This window comes from Streptomyces sp. NPDC002754 (assembly GCF_053592315.1).
In genome coordinates this window covers 213,244-232,465 of record NZ_JBSFVM010000001.1, presented here as the reverse complement: position 1 = coordinate 232,465, position 19,222 = coordinate 213,244, and the positions used below count along the sequence as shown (strand labels likewise).

17 protein-coding genes are annotated in these 19,222 nt (G+C 70.8%); 11 read left to right on the top strand and 6 right to left on the bottom strand.

Features of this window, described 5'->3' with window-relative positions; translation table 11 throughout:
- Positions 1-25: 25 nt before the first annotated feature.
- Genes ACWD2L_RS01230 through ACWD2L_RS01220 form a run of 3 tightly spaced genes read right to left on the bottom strand, consistent with a single transcriptional unit; the run spans position 26 to position 4,029 of the window.
- Entirely contained in the window at positions 26-1,570 is a 1,545-nt protein-coding gene (locus ACWD2L_RS01230; protein WP_451187701.1) for a mannitol dehydrogenase family protein, read from the bottom strand.
- Positions 1,571-1,587: 17 nt separating this feature from the next.
- On the bottom strand, positions 1,588-2,646 hold the full coding sequence (locus tag ACWD2L_RS01225; RefSeq protein WP_351330287.1) for an NAD(P)-dependent alcohol dehydrogenase: 1,059 nt from the start codon (positions 2,644-2,646) through the stop codon (positions 1,588-1,590).
- Between the two features lie 30 nt (positions 2,647-2,676).
- Positions 2,677-4,029 carry an MFS transporter gene (locus tag ACWD2L_RS01220; RefSeq protein WP_351330288.1) on the bottom strand — a complete coding sequence of 451 codons (1,353 nt, stop codon included), beginning with the start codon at positions 4,027-4,029 and terminating at the stop codon, positions 2,677-2,679.
- A 107-nt stretch (positions 4,030-4,136) separates the two neighbouring features.
- Between ACWD2L_RS01220 and ACWD2L_RS01215 the strand changes: the two genes are divergently transcribed.
- On the top strand, positions 4,137-4,919 hold the full coding sequence (locus ACWD2L_RS01215; protein ID WP_451187049.1) for a GntR family transcriptional regulator: 783 nt from the start codon (positions 4,137-4,139) through the stop codon (positions 4,917-4,919).
- 49 nt (positions 4,920-4,968) lie between these two features.
- Here the strand turns inward: ACWD2L_RS01215 and ACWD2L_RS01210 are convergent, their stop codons facing one another.
- Positions 4,969-5,541, bottom strand: coding sequence for a TetR/AcrR family transcriptional regulator (locus tag ACWD2L_RS01210; RefSeq protein ID WP_351330292.1), 573 nt, complete (start codon positions 5,539-5,541; stop codon positions 4,969-4,971).
- A gap of 148 nt (positions 5,542-5,689) precedes the next feature.
- On the opposite strand from ACWD2L_RS01210, the gene ACWD2L_RS01205 reads away from it, so the two are divergent.
- The 9 genes from ACWD2L_RS01205 (at position 5,690) to ACWD2L_RS01165 (ending at position 16,593) form a co-directional block, all read left to right on the top strand.
- The gene (locus ACWD2L_RS01205) at positions 5,690-6,424 is read left to right on the top strand and encodes an SDR family oxidoreductase (protein ID WP_351330294.1); all 735 of its coding nucleotides are present in this window, start codon (positions 5,690-5,692) and stop codon (positions 6,422-6,424) included.
- Between the two features lie 30 nt (positions 6,425-6,454).
- A complete protein-coding gene (locus ACWD2L_RS01200; protein ID WP_351330296.1) occupies positions 6,455-6,982 on the top strand; it encodes a GNAT family N-acetyltransferase in 528 nt (175 codons plus the stop codon).
- Between the two features lie 117 nt (positions 6,983-7,099).
- Complete coding sequence (locus ACWD2L_RS01195; RefSeq protein WP_351330298.1) at positions 7,100-8,383, top strand: ABC transporter substrate-binding protein; 1,284 nt, start codon at positions 7,100-7,102, stop codon at positions 8,381-8,383.
- Positions 8,384-8,468: 85 nt separating this feature from the next.
- Positions 8,469-9,407 carry a carbohydrate ABC transporter permease gene (locus ACWD2L_RS01190; RefSeq protein WP_351330300.1) on the top strand — a complete coding sequence of 313 codons (939 nt, stop codon included), beginning with the start codon at positions 8,469-8,471 and terminating at the stop codon, positions 9,405-9,407.
- Between the two features lie 27 nt (positions 9,408-9,434).
- Positions 9,435-10,277, top strand: coding sequence for a carbohydrate ABC transporter permease (locus ACWD2L_RS01185; protein ID WP_351330302.1), 843 nt, complete (start codon positions 9,435-9,437; stop codon positions 10,275-10,277).
- Positions 10,278-10,282: 5 nt separating this feature from the next.
- Positions 10,283-11,305: a LacI family DNA-binding transcriptional regulator gene (locus tag ACWD2L_RS01180; RefSeq protein ID WP_451187698.1), complete on the top strand. Its 1,023-nt coding sequence runs from the start codon at positions 10,283-10,285 to the stop codon at positions 11,303-11,305.
- Between the two features lie 126 nt (positions 11,306-11,431).
- Entirely contained in the window at positions 11,432-13,360 is a 1,929-nt protein-coding gene (locus ACWD2L_RS01175) for a cellulase family glycosylhydrolase (protein ID WP_351330306.1), read from the top strand.
- 6 nt (positions 13,361-13,366) lie between these two features.
- Positions 13,367-15,607 carry a glycoside hydrolase family 3 N-terminal domain-containing protein gene (locus ACWD2L_RS01170; RefSeq protein ID WP_351330308.1) on the top strand — a complete coding sequence of 747 codons (2,241 nt, stop codon included), beginning with the start codon at positions 13,367-13,369 and terminating at the stop codon, positions 15,605-15,607.
- Between the two features lie 89 nt (positions 15,608-15,696).
- Positions 15,697-16,593: a hypothetical protein gene (locus tag ACWD2L_RS01165; protein WP_351330310.1), complete on the top strand. Its 897-nt coding sequence runs from the start codon at positions 15,697-15,699 to the stop codon at positions 16,591-16,593.
- A 41-nt stretch (positions 16,594-16,634) separates the two neighbouring features.
- On the opposite strand, the gene ACWD2L_RS01160 is transcribed toward ACWD2L_RS01165, so the two are convergent.
- A complete protein-coding gene (locus ACWD2L_RS01160; RefSeq protein WP_351330312.1) occupies positions 16,635-17,453 on the bottom strand; it encodes an alpha/beta fold hydrolase in 819 nt (272 codons plus the stop codon).
- 47 nt (positions 17,454-17,500) lie between these two features.
- Entirely contained in the window at positions 17,501-18,172 is a 672-nt protein-coding gene (locus tag ACWD2L_RS01155) for a DUF4097 family beta strand repeat-containing protein (protein ID WP_351330314.1), read from the bottom strand.
- Positions 18,173-18,422: 250 nt separating this feature from the next.
- Here ACWD2L_RS01155 and ACWD2L_RS01150 point away from each other — a divergent pair, with 250 nt between their 5' ends.
- Positions 18,423-19,181: a GbsR/MarR family transcriptional regulator gene (locus ACWD2L_RS01150; RefSeq protein WP_351330316.1), complete on the top strand. Its 759-nt coding sequence runs from the start codon at positions 18,423-18,425 to the stop codon at positions 19,179-19,181.
- Positions 19,182-19,222 lie beyond the last annotated feature (41 nt).

Below are 19,222 nucleotides of genomic sequence, written 5' to 3'. Positions count from 1 at the left end.
CTCTCGGGCGTCGTGGGATGGTGTGTCAGTCGCGGGTGGCGGCCGCCCGCAGCGCGGCTTCGGCTCCGTGGGCGTCCAGGATCCGGGCGAACTCGGCGACGGTATCGGCGAAATCGCCGTGCCCTGCCGCCTCTTGAGGCAACAGACCGCCTTCGGCGAGCAGCAGGCGGGCCTTTCCGTCGGGGCCGCTCGCGCGGGATGCCAGTTCGGTGAGGCGGGCGCGGGCGCCGTCGTGGACGGTGCCGAGGCTCCGCTCGTCGTACGCGTCGTCGGCCGTGATGACCCGTACGTACGCGGCGAAGCCGAGCGCGAGGACGCGCGGCACGCGTCCGGCGGCCAGTGCCTCGGTGAGGGTTCCGGCCCAGCGCACGGGGATCTTCAGGGAGCCGTCGGAGCCGACCTGGGCGGTGCGGTGGCCGAGCGCCGGGTTGGCGAAGCGGTCGAGGAGTTCGCCGATGTAGTCCGCACCGGACATGCCGACGGGTTCGGGGACGGTCGGCATGATCTCCTCACGCATCGCGAACTCGACGACTTGGCTGAGGAGTTCATCGTCCACGGCCCGGTCGATGGAACGGTGGCCGCGCAGCAGTCCGAGGTAGGCGAGCAGGGAGTGCGCGCCATTGAGGAGGCGCAGCTTCATCAGCTCGTACGGCGCCACGTCCTCGGTGAACACCGCGCCCGCCTGCTCCCACGCGGGCCGTCCCGCGCGGAAGTCGTCCTGCATGACCCACAGTTTGTACGGTTCCGCGGGCACCGGCACGGTGTCGCGGACGCCGAACGCGCGGGCGGCCAGGGCGCGGTGCTCGTCGGTGGTGGCGGGCGCGATCCGGTCGACCATGCCGTTCGGCGTCGACACGCGGCCGTCGGCGTACGCCTGAAGGTCCTCGCGTTCGGCGGCGGGCAGCGCGGCGATGAACTCGTCGAGCAGCGACCGGAGTCGGTGCCCGTTGCCCATGAGGTTGTCGCAGCTGAGGAGCGTCACGGGCGGGGAGCCGGCGCGCTGGCGCTGTTGCAGTCCGCGCGCGATGAGGCCGATGGCGGTACGCGGGGTGGCTCCGCCCACCAGGTCGGCGCGGACGAGCGGGTCGTCGAGGTCCAGGCGGCCGTCGGCGCCGAACGTGTAGCCCTTCTCCGTGACCGTGAGGGAGACGATGCGGGTGGTGGCGGCGCCGATGGCGGCGACCACGTCCGCGCCCTGCCCGTCGGCGACCAGCCCCTGGTGGTGCACACCGGGCACACTCGCGGCGACGGCACCGCCGCGGTGCAGGGTGAGCACGGTGTAGAGCCCGTCCTGTTCGGCCATGCCCTCGATCACCGGCCGGGGCCGGGTGCCGGGTGTGGTGGCCACACCGGTGATCCCCCACGGCCCGTCGGTGTGCCGCAACGCGTCGGCGGTGTACACGGCCTGATGGGCGCGGTGGAAGTTCCCGAGGCCGAGGTGGACGATGCCGGGGGCCAGATCAAGCCCTGCCTGCGATTGAGGCGCGGGGTATGGGGCAGAGCCCCAATCCTTTCTGGCCCCCGCGGCGGTTGAGCGGGCCAGGGACGCCCGGCTCAGCCTCGGAAGCACACTCCGGTCGACCCCGCTCACACGCCCACCCCGCCGACCGTGACGAGCACCTTCATCTGCGTCCGGTCGACCAGCGCGGAGCGCAACGCCTCACCGGCCCGCTCCAACGGAAACTCCGCAGTGACCAGCTCCCCGAGCCGCACAGGCCCGCCCCCGGCCAACCGCACCGCCGCCCCGAAGTCTCCGGCTGCGTACCGGAAGGAGGTGACCAGGGACATCTCCTGCCGCTGCATCCAGGCCAACGGCAGCGCGGTCTCGGGGCGGTTCGGGTTGCCGACGACGACGGCGGTGCCGCCGGGCCGCAGCGCGCGGATCCCGGACACCAGGGCGGGGCCGACGCCCGAGCAGTCCAGGACGGTGCCGTAGCCGTCCGGGTCGGCGAGCGCGTGTGCCCGGTCGGGGTCGGGGGTGAGTTCGGCCGCGTCGACGGTCCGGGCGCCGAGCCGGGCCGCGAACTCGCGCCGGGCCGGGGCCACGTCGGACACCGTCACCAGCGCTCCACTGGCGGCGGCGACCTGAGCGACGAGCACACCGATCGGCCCGGCACCGGTGACCAGAACCCGCTCACCCGGAGCGATACCGGCTCGGCGCACCGCGTGCACGGCGACCGCGAGCGGTTCGACGAGCGCGCCCAGCTTCACGTCCATGCCCTCGGGCAGCGGATGCACGAAGTCTCTTGGTACGGCGACGAGTTCGGTCAGCGCACCGTTGGTGGGCGGCGAGCCGAAGCAGGTGCCCTTCGGGCACAGGTTGTAGCGCCCGGCCCGGCACAGGGCGCAGCGCCCGCAGGGGTGTGCCGGCTCGATCGCGACAGGTGTGCCGTGGGGCAGGTCCTCCGTGCCCGCGCCGTGGCCGACGACGAACCCGGCCGGTTCGTGGCCGAGGACGGTCGGCTGCCGCAGCACGTTGGGCCCGTTCTCGCCGTGCTCGTAGTAGTGCAGATCGGAACCGCACAGGCCGACGGCGCGGACGGCGACGAGCACCTCGCCGTCACCCGGCTCGGGCACCGGACGGTCCTCTACGCGCAGGTCCTTGGGCCCGTGCAGCACGGCGGCGCGGTGCGTGGTGGTGGCCACGGGGCGCTCCTTTCGTAGGGGTCTCTCTGGCTAGCGGACCGGCAGCGGTTCGACGCGCTTGATGACGAAGGCATACGTGAGGGCGCCGACGATCGACAAGGCGCCGGAGACGAGCAGCGGCACCAGGTACGAGCCGCCGGACGCCGCCAGGAGGAAGCCGGTGACGATCGGGCCGAGGGCGCCGGCGACGTTCGAGGCGAAGTTCTGGATGCCCGCGAGGGAGGCGACATGGCCGGCGGTGGGCGCGACGTCGGCGGGCAGCGAGGCGACGGACGCGGTGGCGAAGGTCAGCGAGGCGTAGCTCAGGGAGAGCAACGCGAGCGCGCCGGACGCGGTGGGCACGACGACGGCGAGCGCGATGACGGAAGAGCACAACGTGCCGGAGATCAGGCAGGTCTTGCGGACCTTGGTGGTGGACCAACCCTTGCGAAGGAGCCGGTCGGCCGTGTACCCGCCGAGCAGTGAGCCCATGATGGCGACGAGGCCGGGGACGGTGCCGAAGAAGCCGAGCGAGAGGAGGTCGAACCCGCGCTCGTCGACGAGGTAGCTGGGGAACCACGTGATGAAGAAGTAGATGACGTAGTTGAGGCAGAAGAAGCCCAGCATCATGCCCCAGACCGTCCGGTACCGGAACAGGTCGCGCCAGCGCACCTTGGGCGCGCCGTCCTTCTCGGCGGGTGTCTCCTCGATGCGGGCGCCACCGGCCTCGATGTACTCGCGCTCTTCGCTCGTGAGCCGCGGGTGGTCGGCGGGCTCGTGGTAGAGGCGCCACCAGCCGACGATCCACAGGAAGCCGAGCAGTCCGCAGACGACGAAGGCGGCCCGCCAGTGGAAGACCGAGACCAGCATCGTGACGAGCGGCAGGGCGATGGCGGTGCCGACGCGGGCGCCGTTGTCCCACACGCTGTTGGCGAGGGTGCGCTCGTGCCGTGGGAACCAGCGCGAGACGGCCTTCGCGGGCGCCGGATAGCCGGCGGCCTCGCCCGCGCCGAGCAGCATCCGCGCCCCGATGAGCGAGCCGACGCCGCGCACCAGGCCCATGCCGATGGTGGCCACCGACCACCAGATCGCACCGAGCGCGAAGACCCGCTTCACGCCGTACTTGTCGAGCAGCGCGCCCGCGGGCAGCTGGCAGATCGCGTACGTCACGAAGAACGCGCTGAGGACGAAGCCCTGGGTCTCGGGGCCGATGTGCAGGTCCTTGGACATGGTGGGCAGCGCGACGCTGAGCGTGGAGCGGTCGAGGTAGTTGACCGCGAGGCCGCCGAAACAGAGCACGGCGATGCCCCAGCGGACGTTCTTGCCTCGGCCGCGGGGACGGGGTGGCGGGGTCGTGCCGGACGGCGTCGTCACCTCGGTGTCGGTGACGGGGTGGCTGGTCATCGTTGACCTCCGGTCGGAAGCGGACCTGTCACTTTGTACCCGTGCAGCTGCTTACATACAAGCCTTGTATGTAAGAATTTCCGCAGCTGAGGTGAGAGGGTGACGACATGCGGGACGAGCAGCGACGAAGCAGGAATACGGCCCGGCGGACGCCGGAGGAGGCGACACAGGCCACACCCAGGGAGTCCAACCGGGCACGGGTGCACGCGCTGCTGCGCTCGCGCATCACGTCCCTCGAACTGCTGCCGGGCGCCCCGCTGTCGGAGAACGAACTCGCCGCGGAGCTCGACGTCAGCCGCACCCCGGTGCGCGAGGCGCTGATCCTGCTCGGCGAGGAGTCGCTGGTCGACATCTTCCCGAAGCTCGGTACGTTCGTCTCACGGATCAGCGTCGACGCCGTACTGGAGGCCCAGTTCATGCGCGAGGCGCTCGAACTGGCCGCGCTGCGCGAGGCGGTGAAGCGGGCCGACGACCAGGACATCGCGGCGCTGCGCGCGATCCTCGACGCGCAGCGCGCCGCGTTCGATGCGGCGGACGACGACCTGTTCTTCGAGCAGGACGAGGCCTTCCACCGCCGTCTGATGGAGGCCAGCGGCCACCGCACACTGTGGCGCACGGTCACCACGGCCAAGGCACACCTCGACCGCGCCCGCCGCCTGAGCCTGCCGCTGCCACGCCGCATCGAGCACCTCATCGACGAGCACCGGGCGGTGGTCGACGCCCTGGAACTGCGCGACGCGGCGCGGGCCGAGCAGGCGCTGCGAAGCCACCTTCAGGGCGTGTTCGACGACATCGGCACGATCCAGGCCGAACGTCCCGAACTCTTCGTGGAATCCGGGGAGTTGCCCGCGCCCAGCAGACCCCGCGCCCACCCCGGACTGCGCGCCTAAGCGGCCTTAGTCGCCTGAGCCGCCGTAATCGCCTTATTCGCCTGAACGCTCAGGCCGTGCGCCTCAGTCCGTCCAGGGTGAGGTCGAGGAGCCGCTCGGCCTGGGCGCGTTGTCCGGGCCCGGCGGAGGTGAGGGCGATGCCGGCGAGCGCGGCGAAGATGTCGCTCGTGGGGATGTCGTCGCGGATCGCCCCGGCGCACGTACAGGCGTCCATCAGCTCGGCGATGGACGCCTCGATCATGTCCCGGCTGTGCCCGTACGGGTTGCCGCCATCGGCGGCCATGGCGCGCAGTGCGTCGGCCATGCCGTACTTGGCGCTCGCGTAGTCCATGAAGCGGCGGGTCCACGCGCGCAGCGCCTCGTACGGCGGGTGCGCCGCGAGCAGCTCGGTGGCGGCCTCGCAGAGCCGGGCCACCTCATTGCGGTAGGCCGCTTCGATCAGGTCCTCGCGGGTCGGGAAGTTCCGATACAGAGTCGCGCTGCCGACGCCCGCGGCCTTGGCGATGCGTTCGAGACCCACGTCGAGGCCGTCCTCGGTGAATGCCCGCACCGCGGCGGCCAGGATCTTCTCCCTGTTGCGTCGCGCGTCCGCTCTCAGCGGCCGCTCGGTACCTCGGCCCATCGCCGGCCCCTTTCGTGCCCACTTGCTAAGTGGAGGCTACCCCACTTATGGTCACACCGTCAGCCTAAGTGGGGACTCCCCCACTTTCACCCTGGGGCACGGCTCTGGCCTACCCACACCTACTCCCACTCCCCGGAAAGGGCCACCCATGTCAGGAATCGAAGGCAAAGTCGTGGCGATCACCGGCGCCAGCAGTGGCATCGGTGAAGCCACTGCGCTGCTGCTCGCCGAGCGCGGCGCGAAGGTCGTGCTCGGCGCCCGCCGCCCCGAACGCCTGGAGGACCTGGCGAACCGCATCGAGAAGTCCGGCGGCCAAGTCACCTGGATCCGCACGGATGTGACGGTGCGTGAGGATGTGTCCGGGCTGGTCGAGTTGGCGCGCAGCCGCTTCGGCCGCATCGACGCTCTCGTCAGCAACGCCGGGATCGGACCGATCTCCCCGCTCGACGACCTGCGGGTCGAGGACTGGGAGAACATGATCGACGTCAACTTCAAGGGCGTCCTGTACGGGATCGCGGCCGCGCTGCCGGTCTTCCGGGAGCAGGGCACGGGCCACTTCGTCAACGTCGTCTCCACCGCGGGACTCCGCATCGTCCCGACGCAGGCGGTGTACGCCGCCACCAAGAACGCGGTCCGCACCCTCTCCGAGGGCCTGCGCCAGGAGGCCGGGGCCGGTCTGCGCGTGACGGTGGTCTCGCCGGGCATGACCCGCACGGAGTTCACCGACCACATCGCACCCGAGGTACGGGACCAACTCACCTCGTCCATGGGCGACATCGGCATCCCACCGGAGGCCATCGCACGCGCCATCGCCTTCGCCGTCGAGCAACCGGACAACGTCGACGTCGGCGACATCGTGGTCCGCCCCACGGCCCAGGGGTAGTCCCTCCCGACCTCCTGTTGGCGTGCGCCGATGGACGAACTGAGGCTCGCCGCCTGGCCGCCGGAGCCGATCAGGACCGAGCGGCTCGTGCTCCGTGGGTCCGAGACCCGGGACCGCGCCGCGTTCATCGACTTGCTCGCCTCGCCGGAGGTGCACACCTACCTCGGCGGCCCCCGGTCGCGCGTCGCACTCGAACGCGAATTGCCCGCGGTGCCCGAACGGTGGCCGGGAAGCTTCGTCGTCGAACTCGACGAGACGATGATCGGCCAGATCCTGCTCCGCAGGACGCCGGGACACCAACGCCCGGCCGCCGCCGGCAAGGCCGATCTCCGCTATCTGTTCCTGCCGCGGGCCTGGGGGCTCGGGTACGCGTCCGAAGCGTGCACGGCGGCACTGGACTGGCTCGCCGCCACCCTTCCCGGCGAACCGGTGGTGCTCACCACCCAGTCCGCCAACACCGCCTCGATGCGACTCGCGGCAAAGCTGGGCTTCACCGAGGTCGAGCGATTCGAGGCCTGGAACGCCGAGCAATGGCTCGGCATTCGAGCCTCCCGCTGAGCCCCACCCCGTAACACCCCAACCGCTCCAAGGGGTTGACCCCCCTCCGCTTCCTGCATACGGTGCTCGCACCCCAAAGGTATATCGATATACCAACGCGACAGGAGGCCTCCCGCCTTGCGCTCACCGATGAATCGACGCGGCTTCATGGCTCTGGGTGCGGGTCTCGCGGCGGTGCCTGCGCTCAGTGCGTGCGGTGCGCTCGACGCCTACGGCTCGGACCCCGACACCCTGGTGATCCACAGCCAGATGGGCGGGAACGCCCCCGGCTCCCCCACGTTCCGCGCGGTCGTGAACCAGTTCCGCAAGGAAAACCCGGACATCACCGTGAAGAACCTGATCAACGGCGACGACCTCGGACAGGTCTACGAGACCTCGCGCCTCGCACGCGCCGAGGCCGACGTCGTGATGGTCAACCTCTACGACAAGACGCTGTCGTGGACCGAGGTCGGCGCCACCGTTCCGGTCGGCGGGTACCTCGACGACTGGGGGCTGCGCGAGCGGATCATCCCGAAGGCCGTCACCGAGTGGACCGACACCGAGGGCCGGCTACGCGCCTTCCCCTACATTGGGACGAACTGGCCGATCGCCTTCAACCACGCACTCCTTGAGCGCGCCGGGGTCGACGCCCCGCCGACCACCTCCGACGAACTCTTCGCCGCCGCAAAGAAGTTGCGCGGCAAGGGCATCACCCCGTTCACGGTGGGCGGCAACGACTGGACGGGCCAGAAGCTGCTCGCCCAGATCATCCAGACGTTCCTCACCCCCGCCGAGGCCCGGCACCTGTACCGCACCGGTGACTTCAGCGGCTCGCGCGGCGCACAGGAGGGCATCGGCTACTTCGTGGATCTGCGCGACGCCGGGGTGTTCGCCGACAAAGCGCAGGGCCTCACGTCGGACGCGATGACGACGCAGTTCAACACCGGCCACGCGGCCATGCAGTCGGCGATGTCCTCCGCCCTCGCCAGCGTCCCCGACAACGTTGTCAAGACCACCTCGGTCGGTGGCTTCCCCCTCACCGACGGGGCCGCGCAGAAGAAGCCGACCATCCTGCGCACGTACACCGTCTCCGGTTTCTGGATCAGCCCGAACGGCGTGAAGAAGATCAAGGCGGTGGAACGGTTCATCCGCTTCATGTACCGGCCCGAGGTCGTCGACCGGTTCGTCACCGAGGGCGGCCGTGACATGTCGGTCGTCACCGAAGCGCTCAGCACGAACTTCCCGCTGGTGGCGAAGGCTCAGCAACTCGGCGACTCCGTCGGCCAGGTGGTGCTGCCGGACCAGTACATCCCGTCCGTCGCCGCGCAGCCGCTGATCCAGGCGACCTCGACCGCTTTCACCCCCGGCACCTCCGCGCGCGCCATCCGCACGGCGCTGGAATCCGCGTACCGCTCCACCTGAGCCCGCCCGTGGAGAACACCGAGAGCGCCCAGCACACCGATGGCGCCGGATACGTCGAGAACGTCCAGAACGGAAGTCGACCCCGATGACGATCACAACGCCTCGGCCCAGCGTCCCCGCGGGCCGGACCCCCACCCCCGAAAAGCCCGGCAGCAGCCGCAAGCGAGGCGGCCGGGGCAGCACGATCCTCGCGCTGCCCGCGCTCGTCTGGTACCTGCTGTTCATGGTCGGCCCGATGGTCGCGATCTTCGTGATCGCGGCCCTGCACTGGCCGGGCATGCTCCAGCCGGTGTCCTTCGCGGGCCTCGACAACTTCCGTACGGTCTTCGCCGATCCGGCCTTCTGGGCGGCCGTGCGCAACACGGCGGTCCAGCTGGTGATCGCGCTGCCGGTGATGATCGTGTGCGCGTACATGGTCGGCTACTACGTGGCGCAGAAGCCGCCGGGCCATCGCGTCATCCGGTATCTGCTGTTCGTGCCCGGCCTGATCTCGACGCCGGCCAAGGCGATGGTCTTCTACGCCGCCCTCTCCCCCGACGGCCTGCTCAACGGCGCCCTGTCGGGTCTGGGCCTCGGCTCCCTCACCGATGCCTGGCTGGCCAGTTCGTCGACGGCTCTGTACTGCCTGATCGCCCTGGACGTCTGGGCGGGCATCGGTTTCACCGCCGTGCTGTTCGCGGCGCGCCTGTCCAGCGTTCCCGAAGACCTGGGCGAGGCCGCGCAGTTGGACGGGGCGGGGCACTGGCGGACGATGTGGCGCATCCACTTCCCGGTCGTGCGGGACTACGTGGGTGTGGTGACGATGCTTCAGCTGCTGTGGACGCTGTTCGGCTCCGCGCAGAACGTCCTGCTGCTCACCCAGGGCGGCCCCGGCACCTCGTCGACGACGCTGTCCTTCCTCGTCTACCAGAAGGCGTTCATCGAGGCGGACCTCGGATACAGCCAGGCCGTGGGCGTGATCCTGTTCCTGGCCGGGCTCGTGGGCCTGCTGTCCGTCCGCCGTGTCTTCCGCGCCAGCCACTGAGCCTTGAGCCGATCGGAGCTGTATCCCATGAGCAAGAGTCATGCGAAGTTCGGCCGGTCGTGGTGGCCCGCGCACATCCTGGTGTGGGGGTACGCGGTGCTGCTCGCGGTGCCGCTGTACTACTTCGTCGCCTCCGCGTTCAAGTCCAATGACGCGATCTTCGCCAACCCCCTCGCACCTCCGACCTCGTTCGGACTCGACAACTTCACGACGGCGTTCCGGACCGCGGGCCTGGGCACCGCGGTGGTGAACTCGGCGCTCGTGACCGTGCTGGCCCTGGTGTTGACGCTCGGGCTCGCGGTTCCGGCGGCGTTCGCGCTCGCCCGTTCCGAGGGCCGGGCGGCGTCGGTGATCGAGAAGGTGTTCTCGCTCGGCTTCCTGATCCCGACGTTCGCCGCCCTGTTCCCCACGTTCCTGCTCGCGGCCGCCACCGGCCTCTTCCACACCCGTACGTTCATGGTGCTGCTGCTCCCGGCGACCGCGCTGCCGCTGTCGGTGGTGATCCTGGTGCAGTTCATGCGGACCATCCCGAAGGAGATGGAGGAGGCGGCACGCATGGACGGTGCCTCGACCTTCGCGGTGCTGCGGCACATCTATACGCCGATGTGCATGCCCGGCATCGCCACGGTGCTCCTCCTCAACTTCCTGAGCTTCTGGAACGAGTACCTGTACTCCCTCGTCCTCATCGGCCCCGACCCCGACCTGCGAACGATCCAAGTCGCCCTGCCCACACTGAAGTCGGTGACCGGCACGGACTACGGTGTACTGACGGCGGGCACCGTGCTCACCCTCGTCCCGGTGTGGATCGTGTACACGGTGCTTCAGAAGAGGATGCAGACGGCTCTGGTCAGTGGCGCGGTGAAGATGTGAGTGCGCTGGGAAAGCGGACGCCGGGCAGGCGCCCCACCATCAAGGACGTGGCGGCCGCGGCCGGGGTGTCACCGGCCGCGGTGTCGAAGGTGTTCAACGGCACGGGCCGCATCTCCGAGCAGACCCGCCGCCGCATCCAGGACGCGGCCACGAACCTCGGCTGGTCGCCGAACGCGGCGGCGAGCGCCCTGCGCCGCTCCCGCAGCCACACCATCGCCCTCGTGGTGCGCCGCCCCAGCGACGTCCTGGGCACGGACCCGCACTTCAGCGAGCTGATCAACGGTCTGGAGAGCGAACTCGCGCCGCGCGGCTACGGTCTGCTGCTCCACCTCGTCGCGGACGTCGACGAGGAGGGCCGGCTGTACGAGCGGCTGGCCGCCGAGGGGCGGGTGGACGGTGCGGTGCTCACGGAGAGCCGTATCGACGACCCGCGCCCGGCCCAACTGCGGCGCCTGGGGCTGCCGTTCGTGCTGCTCGGCGGCCCTGACGGGGTGATGCTCAGCCACCAGGAGACCGGTGTCACTGAGGCCGTCGAGCATCTGCTCGACCTCGGTCACCGGCGGATCGGCTACGTGTCCGGGCCGCCGGAACTGGTCCACTCCGGGTTCCGGCAGGGTGTGCTCACCGATGTGCTCGCCAGGGCCGGGCTCGCCCCGGCCGCCGTGATCCCCACGGACTTCGGCGCCGAGGCCGCGATCGCCGCGACGGAGCGGCTGCTGGCCCTCTCCCCCCGGCCCACCGCGATCGTGTACGCCAACGACTCGATGGCCATGTGTGGCATCGGCGCCGTCCAGCGCGCGGGCCTGTCGGTTCCGGGCGACCTGTCCGTCATCGGCTACGACGACCTGCCGCTCGGTCGCTGGCTGCATCCACGGCTGACCACCGTCGACCAGCGGGTGACCGTGGTGGGTGCGGCGGCTGCGCGGGTGCTGCTCGCGGAGGTGGGCGAGGAGGGTGTGCCCGCGCCCGACCTTGCGGACAGCCCCCGGCTCGTCGTACGCGAGTCGACCGGGCCTGCCGCCTCGTAGGTCATGCCGCAGCGACTGGATTTCCGCACCGGCGTTGCGGACTCGGGGCTCCGCCCCGGACCCCGCTGGCTCTCGTCCAAGAGCGGGGCTTGATAGATCATTCTCGGCACCACTGTTTGGAGCACCATGCGTCGCCACAGCGCCCAGCTGTCCCACCACCCCGCCGTCCTGCCCTGGCTCGGTGCCAACTACTGGTCCCGTACCGGCGGTCCGCTCATGTGGCGGAACTACGACCCCGCCGTCGTGCGCGAGGAGCTCCGGGCCCTCCGCGGCCACGGCCTGAACATGACGCGCTCCTTCTTCTACTGGCCCGACTTCCACCCTGAGCCGCACCGCATCGACGAGGAACTCTGCGACCGTTTCCGGGACTTCCTCGACGCACACACCGAGTTGGGCATGGGCAGCGTCCCCACCTTCATCGTCGGCCACATGTCCGGCGAGAACTGGGACCCGGCCTGGCGCGGCAACCGCGATCTGTACGAGGATGTGTGGATGGTCGGCCGGCAGGCGTGGTTCGCGAGTGAGATGACACGCCGGTTCAAGGACCACCCGGCGGTGACCGGCTGGCTGATCACCAACGAGATGCCGGGGTACGGCCGGATCTACCAGGTCGACCCGCCGGCCTCGGACGTGGTGACGGCGTGGGCGCAGTTCATGTGTCAGGCCGTGGTGGCGGCCGGGGCCACGCAGCCGGTGTCGCTCGGCGACGGCGCGTGGGGCATCGAGGTCACCGGCAAGGACAATGGCTTCTCGCTGCGTGACACCGACCAGTACGTCGATTTCGTCGGCCCGCACGTGTACCGCTCGGACACGGACCGGCCGCGCCAGCACTACCGGGCCGCGTTCGAGTGCGAGCTGGCGGCGGTCACGGGGAAGCCGGTGATTCTGGAGGAGTTCGGCGTGTCCACGGACACCGTCTCCGCGCGCAACGCGGGGGTCTACTACCGGCAGACCCTGCACAACTCGCTGCTCGGCGGCGCGACCGGCTGGATGGCGTGGAACAACACGGACTACGACGACCTGTGGGAGCAGTCGCCGTACGACCACCACCCGTTCGAGATGCACTTCGGGATCACGGACAGCGCGGGCCGCCCGAAGGAGCCGCTGCGTGAACTCGCCGCGTTCGCCGACGTGTTGAAGACCGTGGACTTCCCGCGATGCCGCCGCACGGACGCCGGTGCGGCGCTCGTGGTTCCGGCGTTCCTGGAGAAGGGCTACCCGTACAGCCGTCCCGCCGACCGGCCGCTGATCTTCGGCTCGCTGCACCAGGGGTACGTCGCCGCGCGCGGCGCCGACCTCCCCGTGGGCTTCGTCCGCGAGGTCGACGGGCTACCGGAGGACGGTGACGTACAGCTGTATCTGCTGCCGTCCACGCGGCAGTTGACGACGCGTACGCGGCGCGGTCTGGAGGAGCGGGCGCGCGCGGGGGCGACGGTGTACCTGTCGTTCTGCTCGGGCGAGTACCCGGGAACGCGCGGGCCGTGGTTCCACGACCTGGACGGCCTGTTCGGGGTCGAGATGCAGCTGTCGTACGGGGTGGCTGAGCCGATCGAGGACGACGAGCTGGCCATGACGTTCACCGAGGACTTCGGTGATGTGCGCGCCGGTGAGACGTTGCGCTTCGCCGTCGCGGGGAACGAGGACAGCCGTGCGTGGCTGCCGGTCGTCCCGGACGGTGCGCGGGTCGTCGCGACGGACGCGCACGGCCGTCCGGCGCTGCTCGTCAACGAGATCGGCGCGGGCCGGACGATCCTCGCCACGTACCCGCTGGAGCACATGGCCGCACGCTCGGCGCAGGTGAACCCGGAGCAGACGCACCGGCTGTACGCGGCGCTCGCCGATGTCGCGGGCGCGGCTCGCCCGGTGACCGTGGACACGCCGCTGGTCAGCGCGGACACCCTCGTACACGAGGACGGGCGGCGGTTCTTGTGGCTGGTCAGCCAGGCGGAGGAGGAGCTGACGGTGCGTCCGTCGGACCGGCTCGGCAAGCCGCTCGACGAGGTGACGCTCGCACCGTACGGGGTGCGGGTCATCGAACTGGACACGGAGGCCTGACACACCATGGAGCTGTACCAGGACGCGGGAGCGCCGGTCGCCGACCGGGTGTGTGACCTGCTCGGCCGGATGACGCTGACCGAGAAGGTCGGCCAGGTCAACCAGCGGATGTACGGCTGGGACGCGTACGAACGTACGGCGGAGGGGCACCGGCTCACGGACGCCTTCCGCGAGGAGGTGTCTCGGTTCGACGGGATGGGCGCGCTGTACGGACTCCAGCGGGCCGATCCGTGGTCCGGTGTCACCTTCGCCGACGGCATCACGGCGGCGGACGGGGCGCGGGTCGCCGACGCGGTGCAGCGACATGTCATCGAGCACACGCGACTCGGCATCCCCGTCCTGATGGTGGAGGAGGTGCCGCACGGCCACCAGGCGCTCGACGGCACCGTGCTGCCGGTGAACCTGGCGGTCGGCGCCACCTGGGACCCGGACCTGTACCGGGAGGCGGCGGCAGCCGCGGCGGCCGAACTGCGGGCCCGTGGCGGGCACGTCGCGCTCGTCTCCGCGCTCGACCTGGTGCGGGACCCGCGCTGGGGCCGCGCGGAGGAGTGTTTCGGCGAGGACCCGTACCTGGCGGCGCGGCTCACCACGGCACTGGTGGAGGGGATGCAGGGCGCGGGTGGGACTTTCGGTGCGGACCGGGCCGCCGTCGTGCTCAAGCACTTTGCGGGGCAAGGGAGTTCGGTGGGCGGGCGGAACAGTGCCGCCACCGAGATCGGCGCCCGCGAGCTGCACGAGATCCACCTCCCGGCGGCCCTCGCGGGCGTGCGGGCAGGGGCGGCGGGCGTGATGGCCGCGTACAACGAGTTCGACGGCCTGCCGTGTGCGGCCTCGCACGACCTCCTCACCGGGTTGCTGCGCGAACGCTGGGGCTTCGAGGGCCTGGTGATGGCGGACGGCTGCGCGCTCGACCGTCTGGTGCGGCTGGCCGGCGACCGGCCGTCGGCGGCGGCGCTCGCGCTGTCGGCGGGCACGGACCTGAGCCTGTGGGACGGGGTGGTCCCGGAGCTGGGGACGGCGGTGGAGCGCGGCCTCGTCCCGACCTCGGTGTTGGACACGGCGGTGGCCCGCGTCCTGACACTGAAGTTCCGCCTCGGTCTCTTCGAGCACCCCTACGCCACCGAGGGGTCGCCCGAACAAGGGGTCCACACACAGGAGTTGAGCGAACGAATCGCGCGCGCCTCGATCACACTCCTGCACAACAACGGGGCGCTGCTCCCCCTCGGGTCCGACAAGAAGCGCATCGCCGTCATCGGCCCGAACGCCGACTCGATCCCGCAGCAGATCGGCGACTACACATCACCCCAGCGCCCGGACAGCGGTGTCTCGGTGCTCGCCGGGCTGCGGGAGACCGGCGCGGATGTGACGTATGCGCGCGGCTGTGACCTGGTGGGCGACGACTGTTCGGGGATCGCGGAGGCCGTGGAGCTGGCCGCCGCGTCCGATGTCGCGGTGCTCGTGCTCGGCGGCTCCAGCGCACGCGAACACGACACGCTCTTCGATGACAACGGCGCCGCGGTCATCGCCACCGGCAACCCGACGGAGATGACCTGCGGCGAGGGCGTCGACCTCGCCGACGTCCGGCTCGGCGCCGGGCAGCGGGCGCTCGCCGCGGCGGTGGCGGCGACCGGTACACCGTGCGTGGCGGTGCTGATCCAGGGCCGACCGCACGCGGTGCCCGAACTCGCGGGCGGGGCAGGCGCGTTGGTGAGCGCGTGGTACCCGGGCCCGTGGGGCGGCCGAGCCGTCGCGGACGTCCTCCTCGGCGCCTGCGAACCCAGCGGACGGCTCCCCCTCTCGGTCCCCCGCTCCTCCGGCCAACTCCCCGTCTTCTACAACTCCAAGGACCACGGCTTCCGCGGCTACGTCGACGAACCCGGCACACCCCTCTACCCCTTCGGCCACGGACTGTCGTACACCACCACCGAGTTCGGCACGCCACGCGTCTCCGAGGGGGTGTGCGAGGTCGAGGTCACCAACACCGGGGCCCGGCCGGTCCGCGAGACGGTGCAGCTGTACGTGCGCCGGGTCGACGGCGCGACGTCCTGGCCCCGCGTCCGTGAACTGCGCGGCTTCCAACGCGTGGACCTGGCACCGGGCGAGAAGGCCACGGTCACCTTCGCCCTCGACGACACGGTCCTCGCCTCGGTGACCCGCTCCCTGGACCTGGCCGTGGAACCGGGCACGTACGAGATCGAGACCGGGCCCTCCTCGGCCTCCACGCGGTCCGCGACGCTGACCGTCTGACCATCCTCGGCGGTGAACCCGTTCCGGCTCTGGCGCGTCACAGGGGCACCGGAGCCGGCCAAGGGCCCGGGTGTCGTCCAGGAGGTCACATGCGCATCGGGGCGGTTCGCCGCGGCAGGCTGACGGCGGGGGGCGTCCTGTCCACCATCGGGCTTGTCGCCGCGGCCGCTTGCGGCAGCGGGAAGGTGGCGGAGGGCGGCGGGGACGCGCTCGCCGAGCGGGCCCGGCGGGTGGCCGACGCCTGGGACGGCTCGTCGGCGGCCGCGGCGTGGCGGGCCGGCTACCACCCCACCGGGGAGGCGGTCCAGCTCCCGCGCGGCGGCCTGCGCGGCGTCGCCGACCAACAGGCGTACGAGCGACAGAACTTCAAGGTGCGCGGCACGCTGCCCGGAGCCGGGGCGAAGGACGGCAAGGTGACCTGGGCGGCGGCAGGCGGCGAGTCCGTCACCCGGCCCCTGGTGGGGGCGAAGGAGGCGTACGAGAGTCCGGCGGGGCTGCGTGTCGATGGAGTGCCACAACTCATGGTCGAGCGTGTGGAGTTGGGTCGGATGAGGATGTCCACCAGTCGCGGTCCGGCATCGGTTCCCGCCTGGGTCTTCACCCTCGCCGGGTACGCCTCCCCGCTGAAGCAGGCCGCCGCCGTCCCGTCGAAGACCCCCCGGCCCCCGATCGAGGCGGCCCACGACCTGCCGGGCTTTCCGCTCGACCGCCTGCTCCGGGTCTCCGCCGACGGGCGCGCGGTGACCGTCGTCGCCATGCACGGTGTGTGCGCCGACGGGCCCGCGGTGGACGTGTTGGAGACTCGCGGCAGCGTCGTGCTGTCCGCCTCCGTCACCGGCCGGGAGGACGACCGGAACTGCACCTCGCAGGGGAAGTTGGAGCGGGTCGAGGTGCGGCTGAGCAAACCCCTGGGCGAGCGTGTCCTGCTCGACGCGCACTCCGGAAAGCCGGTTCCCTACCGGGGCACGAACGGACTCAACCCGTGAGTACGGCGACCCGGAGGAACCGGGCCGCCGTAGGGGGGGTGTCACCGACGCTCGGCGTCCAGCGCCGCGACCTTGCGGACGGCCTCGGCGATGGCCTGGTGGTCCTTCTTCAGGATCGCCCCGTGGTTGCTGGCGACCTTGGCGTGGATCTCGATGTGCGCGTTGCGGGCGGTCACCTCGGCGAGACCGGCACGGATGCGCTCCTGCTCGTCGCCGCGACTGCCGAAGGACGAGCCGGAAGCCACCACGTAACTCGTAGGGACAGTGATGGCATCGAGCACCGCGCCCAGTTCGCTCTTGCCGCCGATCCTGCCGAGTTCGATGTTGCTCTCGGCCATCTGCGCGGCGGACATCCGCGGGATCAGGCCCGTCGGTCGGACCAGTGGCGCGAGCCGACCGACGCGCCGGAACAGCTTCCGGACCCGCGCCTCCATCACCTCGTCCATCCAGTCGTAGGGTTGCGCGCCGTCGACCAGGACCGCGCCGATGGCGCGCTCCGGGTTCCGGCTCGCCCAGTGCGCGCCGACGTACGCGCCGTAGGACCAGCCCACGATGAGCGCCCGGTCGACCCCCCTGGCGGCGAGCACTGCGTCGACGTCACGGACGGCGGCCTCGAAGGAGTAGTCCGCCGAAGTCCCCGACTTCCTGCCGCGGGCCCGCTCGTCGTAGGTGATGTGCCGCCACCGCGGGCCGAGGTCGGCGAGGACCCGGCGCCAGTAACCCTGCGTGGCGAACTGGCCGTTGAGGTAGAGGACCGGGATGCCGGGGCCGCCGGAGTCGGTGACGGCGAGGGCGGTGTCGTCGACCTGGACCATGCCGGTCCACGGAGCGGCGGCCGAGGGTGCGGTGCGGTTCGTCATGGCTTCTCCTGGTGCGACGGATCGGTGGGTTGGTGGGTCGGGTGGTGTCACAGGCTGCGGGCGGTGATGTCCCCGTGGCCGGTGGTCGCGTGGACGGTGAGCTGGGACTTGGCACCCTCGGAGTTCGTCAGCGAGTTGTGGATCCGGCCGTAGCCGGTACCCGCGTCGAGGGTGGCGGAGACACCATGGGCGGCTTCGACCGTCACGTTGCCCATCTGGGTGTTCAGTTCGAGCGCGCCCGATGTGGCCTCGGCGATGCGGATGTCCCCCTTCTGCACCTTGATGTCGGCGGGACCGGTCAGCCGGCCGACCGTAACATCACCGGCGTAGGAGGACAGCCGCACGCCCGCGGCCTCGTCGATCTTCACGGCGCCGTGCGCGCCCTCGCAGGCGAGCTCGCCGAGCCGCCCGACGCCGCGGAACTCCACGGCGGCCGAGATGGTCTCGATGCCGGATCCGGCGGGCAGTTGGACCGTCACCTCGATGGCTCCGGACGCGCCGAGGAGCTGGTTCTTCTCGGCCGGGGCGGCGACCCGCAGGACACCGTCGGCGAACTCGACGGTGGTCTGCTCGGCGGCCTTCACGTCGCGGCTCTTCGAGGAGTCGGCGGGGCGGACATCGACGGTGGTGTCGGCGCGGTCGGCGGCGATGACCTGGACTCGGCCGGCCGGGAGGCGCAGGACGGCGGAGATGGCGGCGGGGGTGTCGAACTTCTGCATTGTGTGCTCCTTGAGCTGTCGTCGTTTCGCCGTTTCGCTGTTTCCGATGAGTGAAAAGCTACGTTGCGTTTCGTGATCCATCAACATACTTGTTGCACTCTAATCCTTTAGTCGCAGGTCATTGTGCATATTTCGTTGCAACGGGTTGCGATCTAACGCAACAGAACGCGCCATTCCGTTGCAACGGGATGGCGGTGAACGCTACGCTGACCCGCGTCAGGTCCACACAGCAGACAAAGAGGTGCTCGCGATGCCGGGAGGCCGACTCACCCAGCAGGAACGGCAACAGATCTCGCTCGGGCTCGCCGACGGGCTCGCCTACGCCGAGATCGCCCGCCGCCTGGAGCGCCCCACCTCGACCATCACCCGCGAGGTGATGCGCAACGGCGGACCCAACTCCTACCGCGCCGACCTCGCGCACCGCGCCACCGAACACCGCGCCCACCGCCGCAAGCAGGCCGCCCCGCGCGAGCCCGCGGGCTCTTCGGGGCGGGACGACGAGGCGGTGCGCGCGTACGAGGAGACGTTCACGACCCTCCTCATGGGGCAGGGGCTGCCCAAGATGACGGCGCGCGTACTGACGTGCCTGTTCACCAGCGAGGCGGGGGGCGTCACCGCGTCCGAGCTGGTGCGGCGCCTGGACGTCAGCCCGGCCTCCGTCTCCAAGTCGGTGGCGTTCCTCGAGGAACAGGGCCTGATCAAGCGCGAGCGCGACACCGGACGCCGCGAGCGCTATCTCGTCGACGACGACGTCTGGTACCAGTCGTCGGTCGCGAGCGCCCGCGGCACCGCGCAGATCGCCGAGGTCGCACGGCAGGGCGTCGGGATCCTCGGCCGCGACTCCGCTGCCGCCGCGCGGCTCGAGAACATCGCCCGCTTCAGCAAGTTCATGAGCGAGAGCATCCTCCGCGCCGCCGACCAGGTGCGCGAAATCCTGCACACGAAGCCGGAGTCGGAGTCGGAAGAGAACACGGGCACGGACGCGGACGCGGCGGGGCCGGTCCACTGACCGTCCGGCGATACGGTGATCAACCGTCCTCGCCCACGCGA

Excerpts from the sequence above, each read along its gene's own strand:
- ACWD2L_RS01205 (WP_351330294.1), top strand. The coding sequence starts at position 5,690 with ATGTCAGGAATCGAAGGCAAAGTCGTGGCGATCACCGGCGCCAGCAGT.
- ACWD2L_RS01165 (WP_351330310.1), top strand. The coding sequence starts at position 15,697 with ATGCGCATCGGGGCGGTTCGCCGCGGCAGGCTGACGGCGGGGGGCGTC.
- ACWD2L_RS01175 (WP_351330306.1), top strand. The coding sequence starts at position 11,432 with ATGCGTCGCCACAGCGCCCAGCTGTCCCACCACCCCGCCGTCCTGCCC.
- ACWD2L_RS01190 (WP_351330300.1), top strand. The coding sequence starts at position 8,469 with ATGACGATCACAACGCCTCGGCCCAGCGTCCCCGCGGGCCGGACCCCC.
- ACWD2L_RS01170 (WP_351330308.1), top strand. The coding sequence starts at position 13,367 with ATGGAGCTGTACCAGGACGCGGGAGCGCCGGTCGCCGACCGGGTGTGT.
- ACWD2L_RS01210 (WP_351330292.1), bottom strand. The coding sequence starts at position 5,541 with ATGGGCCGAGGTACCGAGCGGCCGCTGAGAGCGGACGCGCGACGCAAC.
- ACWD2L_RS01160 (WP_351330312.1), bottom strand. The coding sequence starts at position 17,453 with ATGACGAACCGCACCGCACCCTCGGCCGCCGCTCCGTGGACCGGCATG.
- ACWD2L_RS01220 (WP_351330288.1), bottom strand. The coding sequence starts at position 4,029 with ATGACCAGCCACCCCGTCACCGACACCGAGGTGACGACGCCGTCCGGC.
- ACWD2L_RS01200 (WP_351330296.1), top strand. The coding sequence starts at position 6,455 with ATGGACGAACTGAGGCTCGCCGCCTGGCCGCCGGAGCCGATCAGGACC.
- ACWD2L_RS01150 (WP_351330316.1), top strand. The coding sequence starts at position 18,423 with ATGCCGGGAGGCCGACTCACCCAGCAGGAACGGCAACAGATCTCGCTC.
- ACWD2L_RS01215 (WP_451187049.1), top strand. The coding sequence starts at position 4,137 with ATGCGGGACGAGCAGCGACGAAGCAGGAATACGGCCCGGCGGACGCCG.
- ACWD2L_RS01155 (WP_351330314.1), bottom strand. The coding sequence starts at position 18,172 with ATGCAGAAGTTCGACACCCCCGCCGCCATCTCCGCCGTCCTGCGCCTC.
- ACWD2L_RS01185 (WP_351330302.1), top strand. The coding sequence starts at position 9,435 with ATGAGCAAGAGTCATGCGAAGTTCGGCCGGTCGTGGTGGCCCGCGCAC.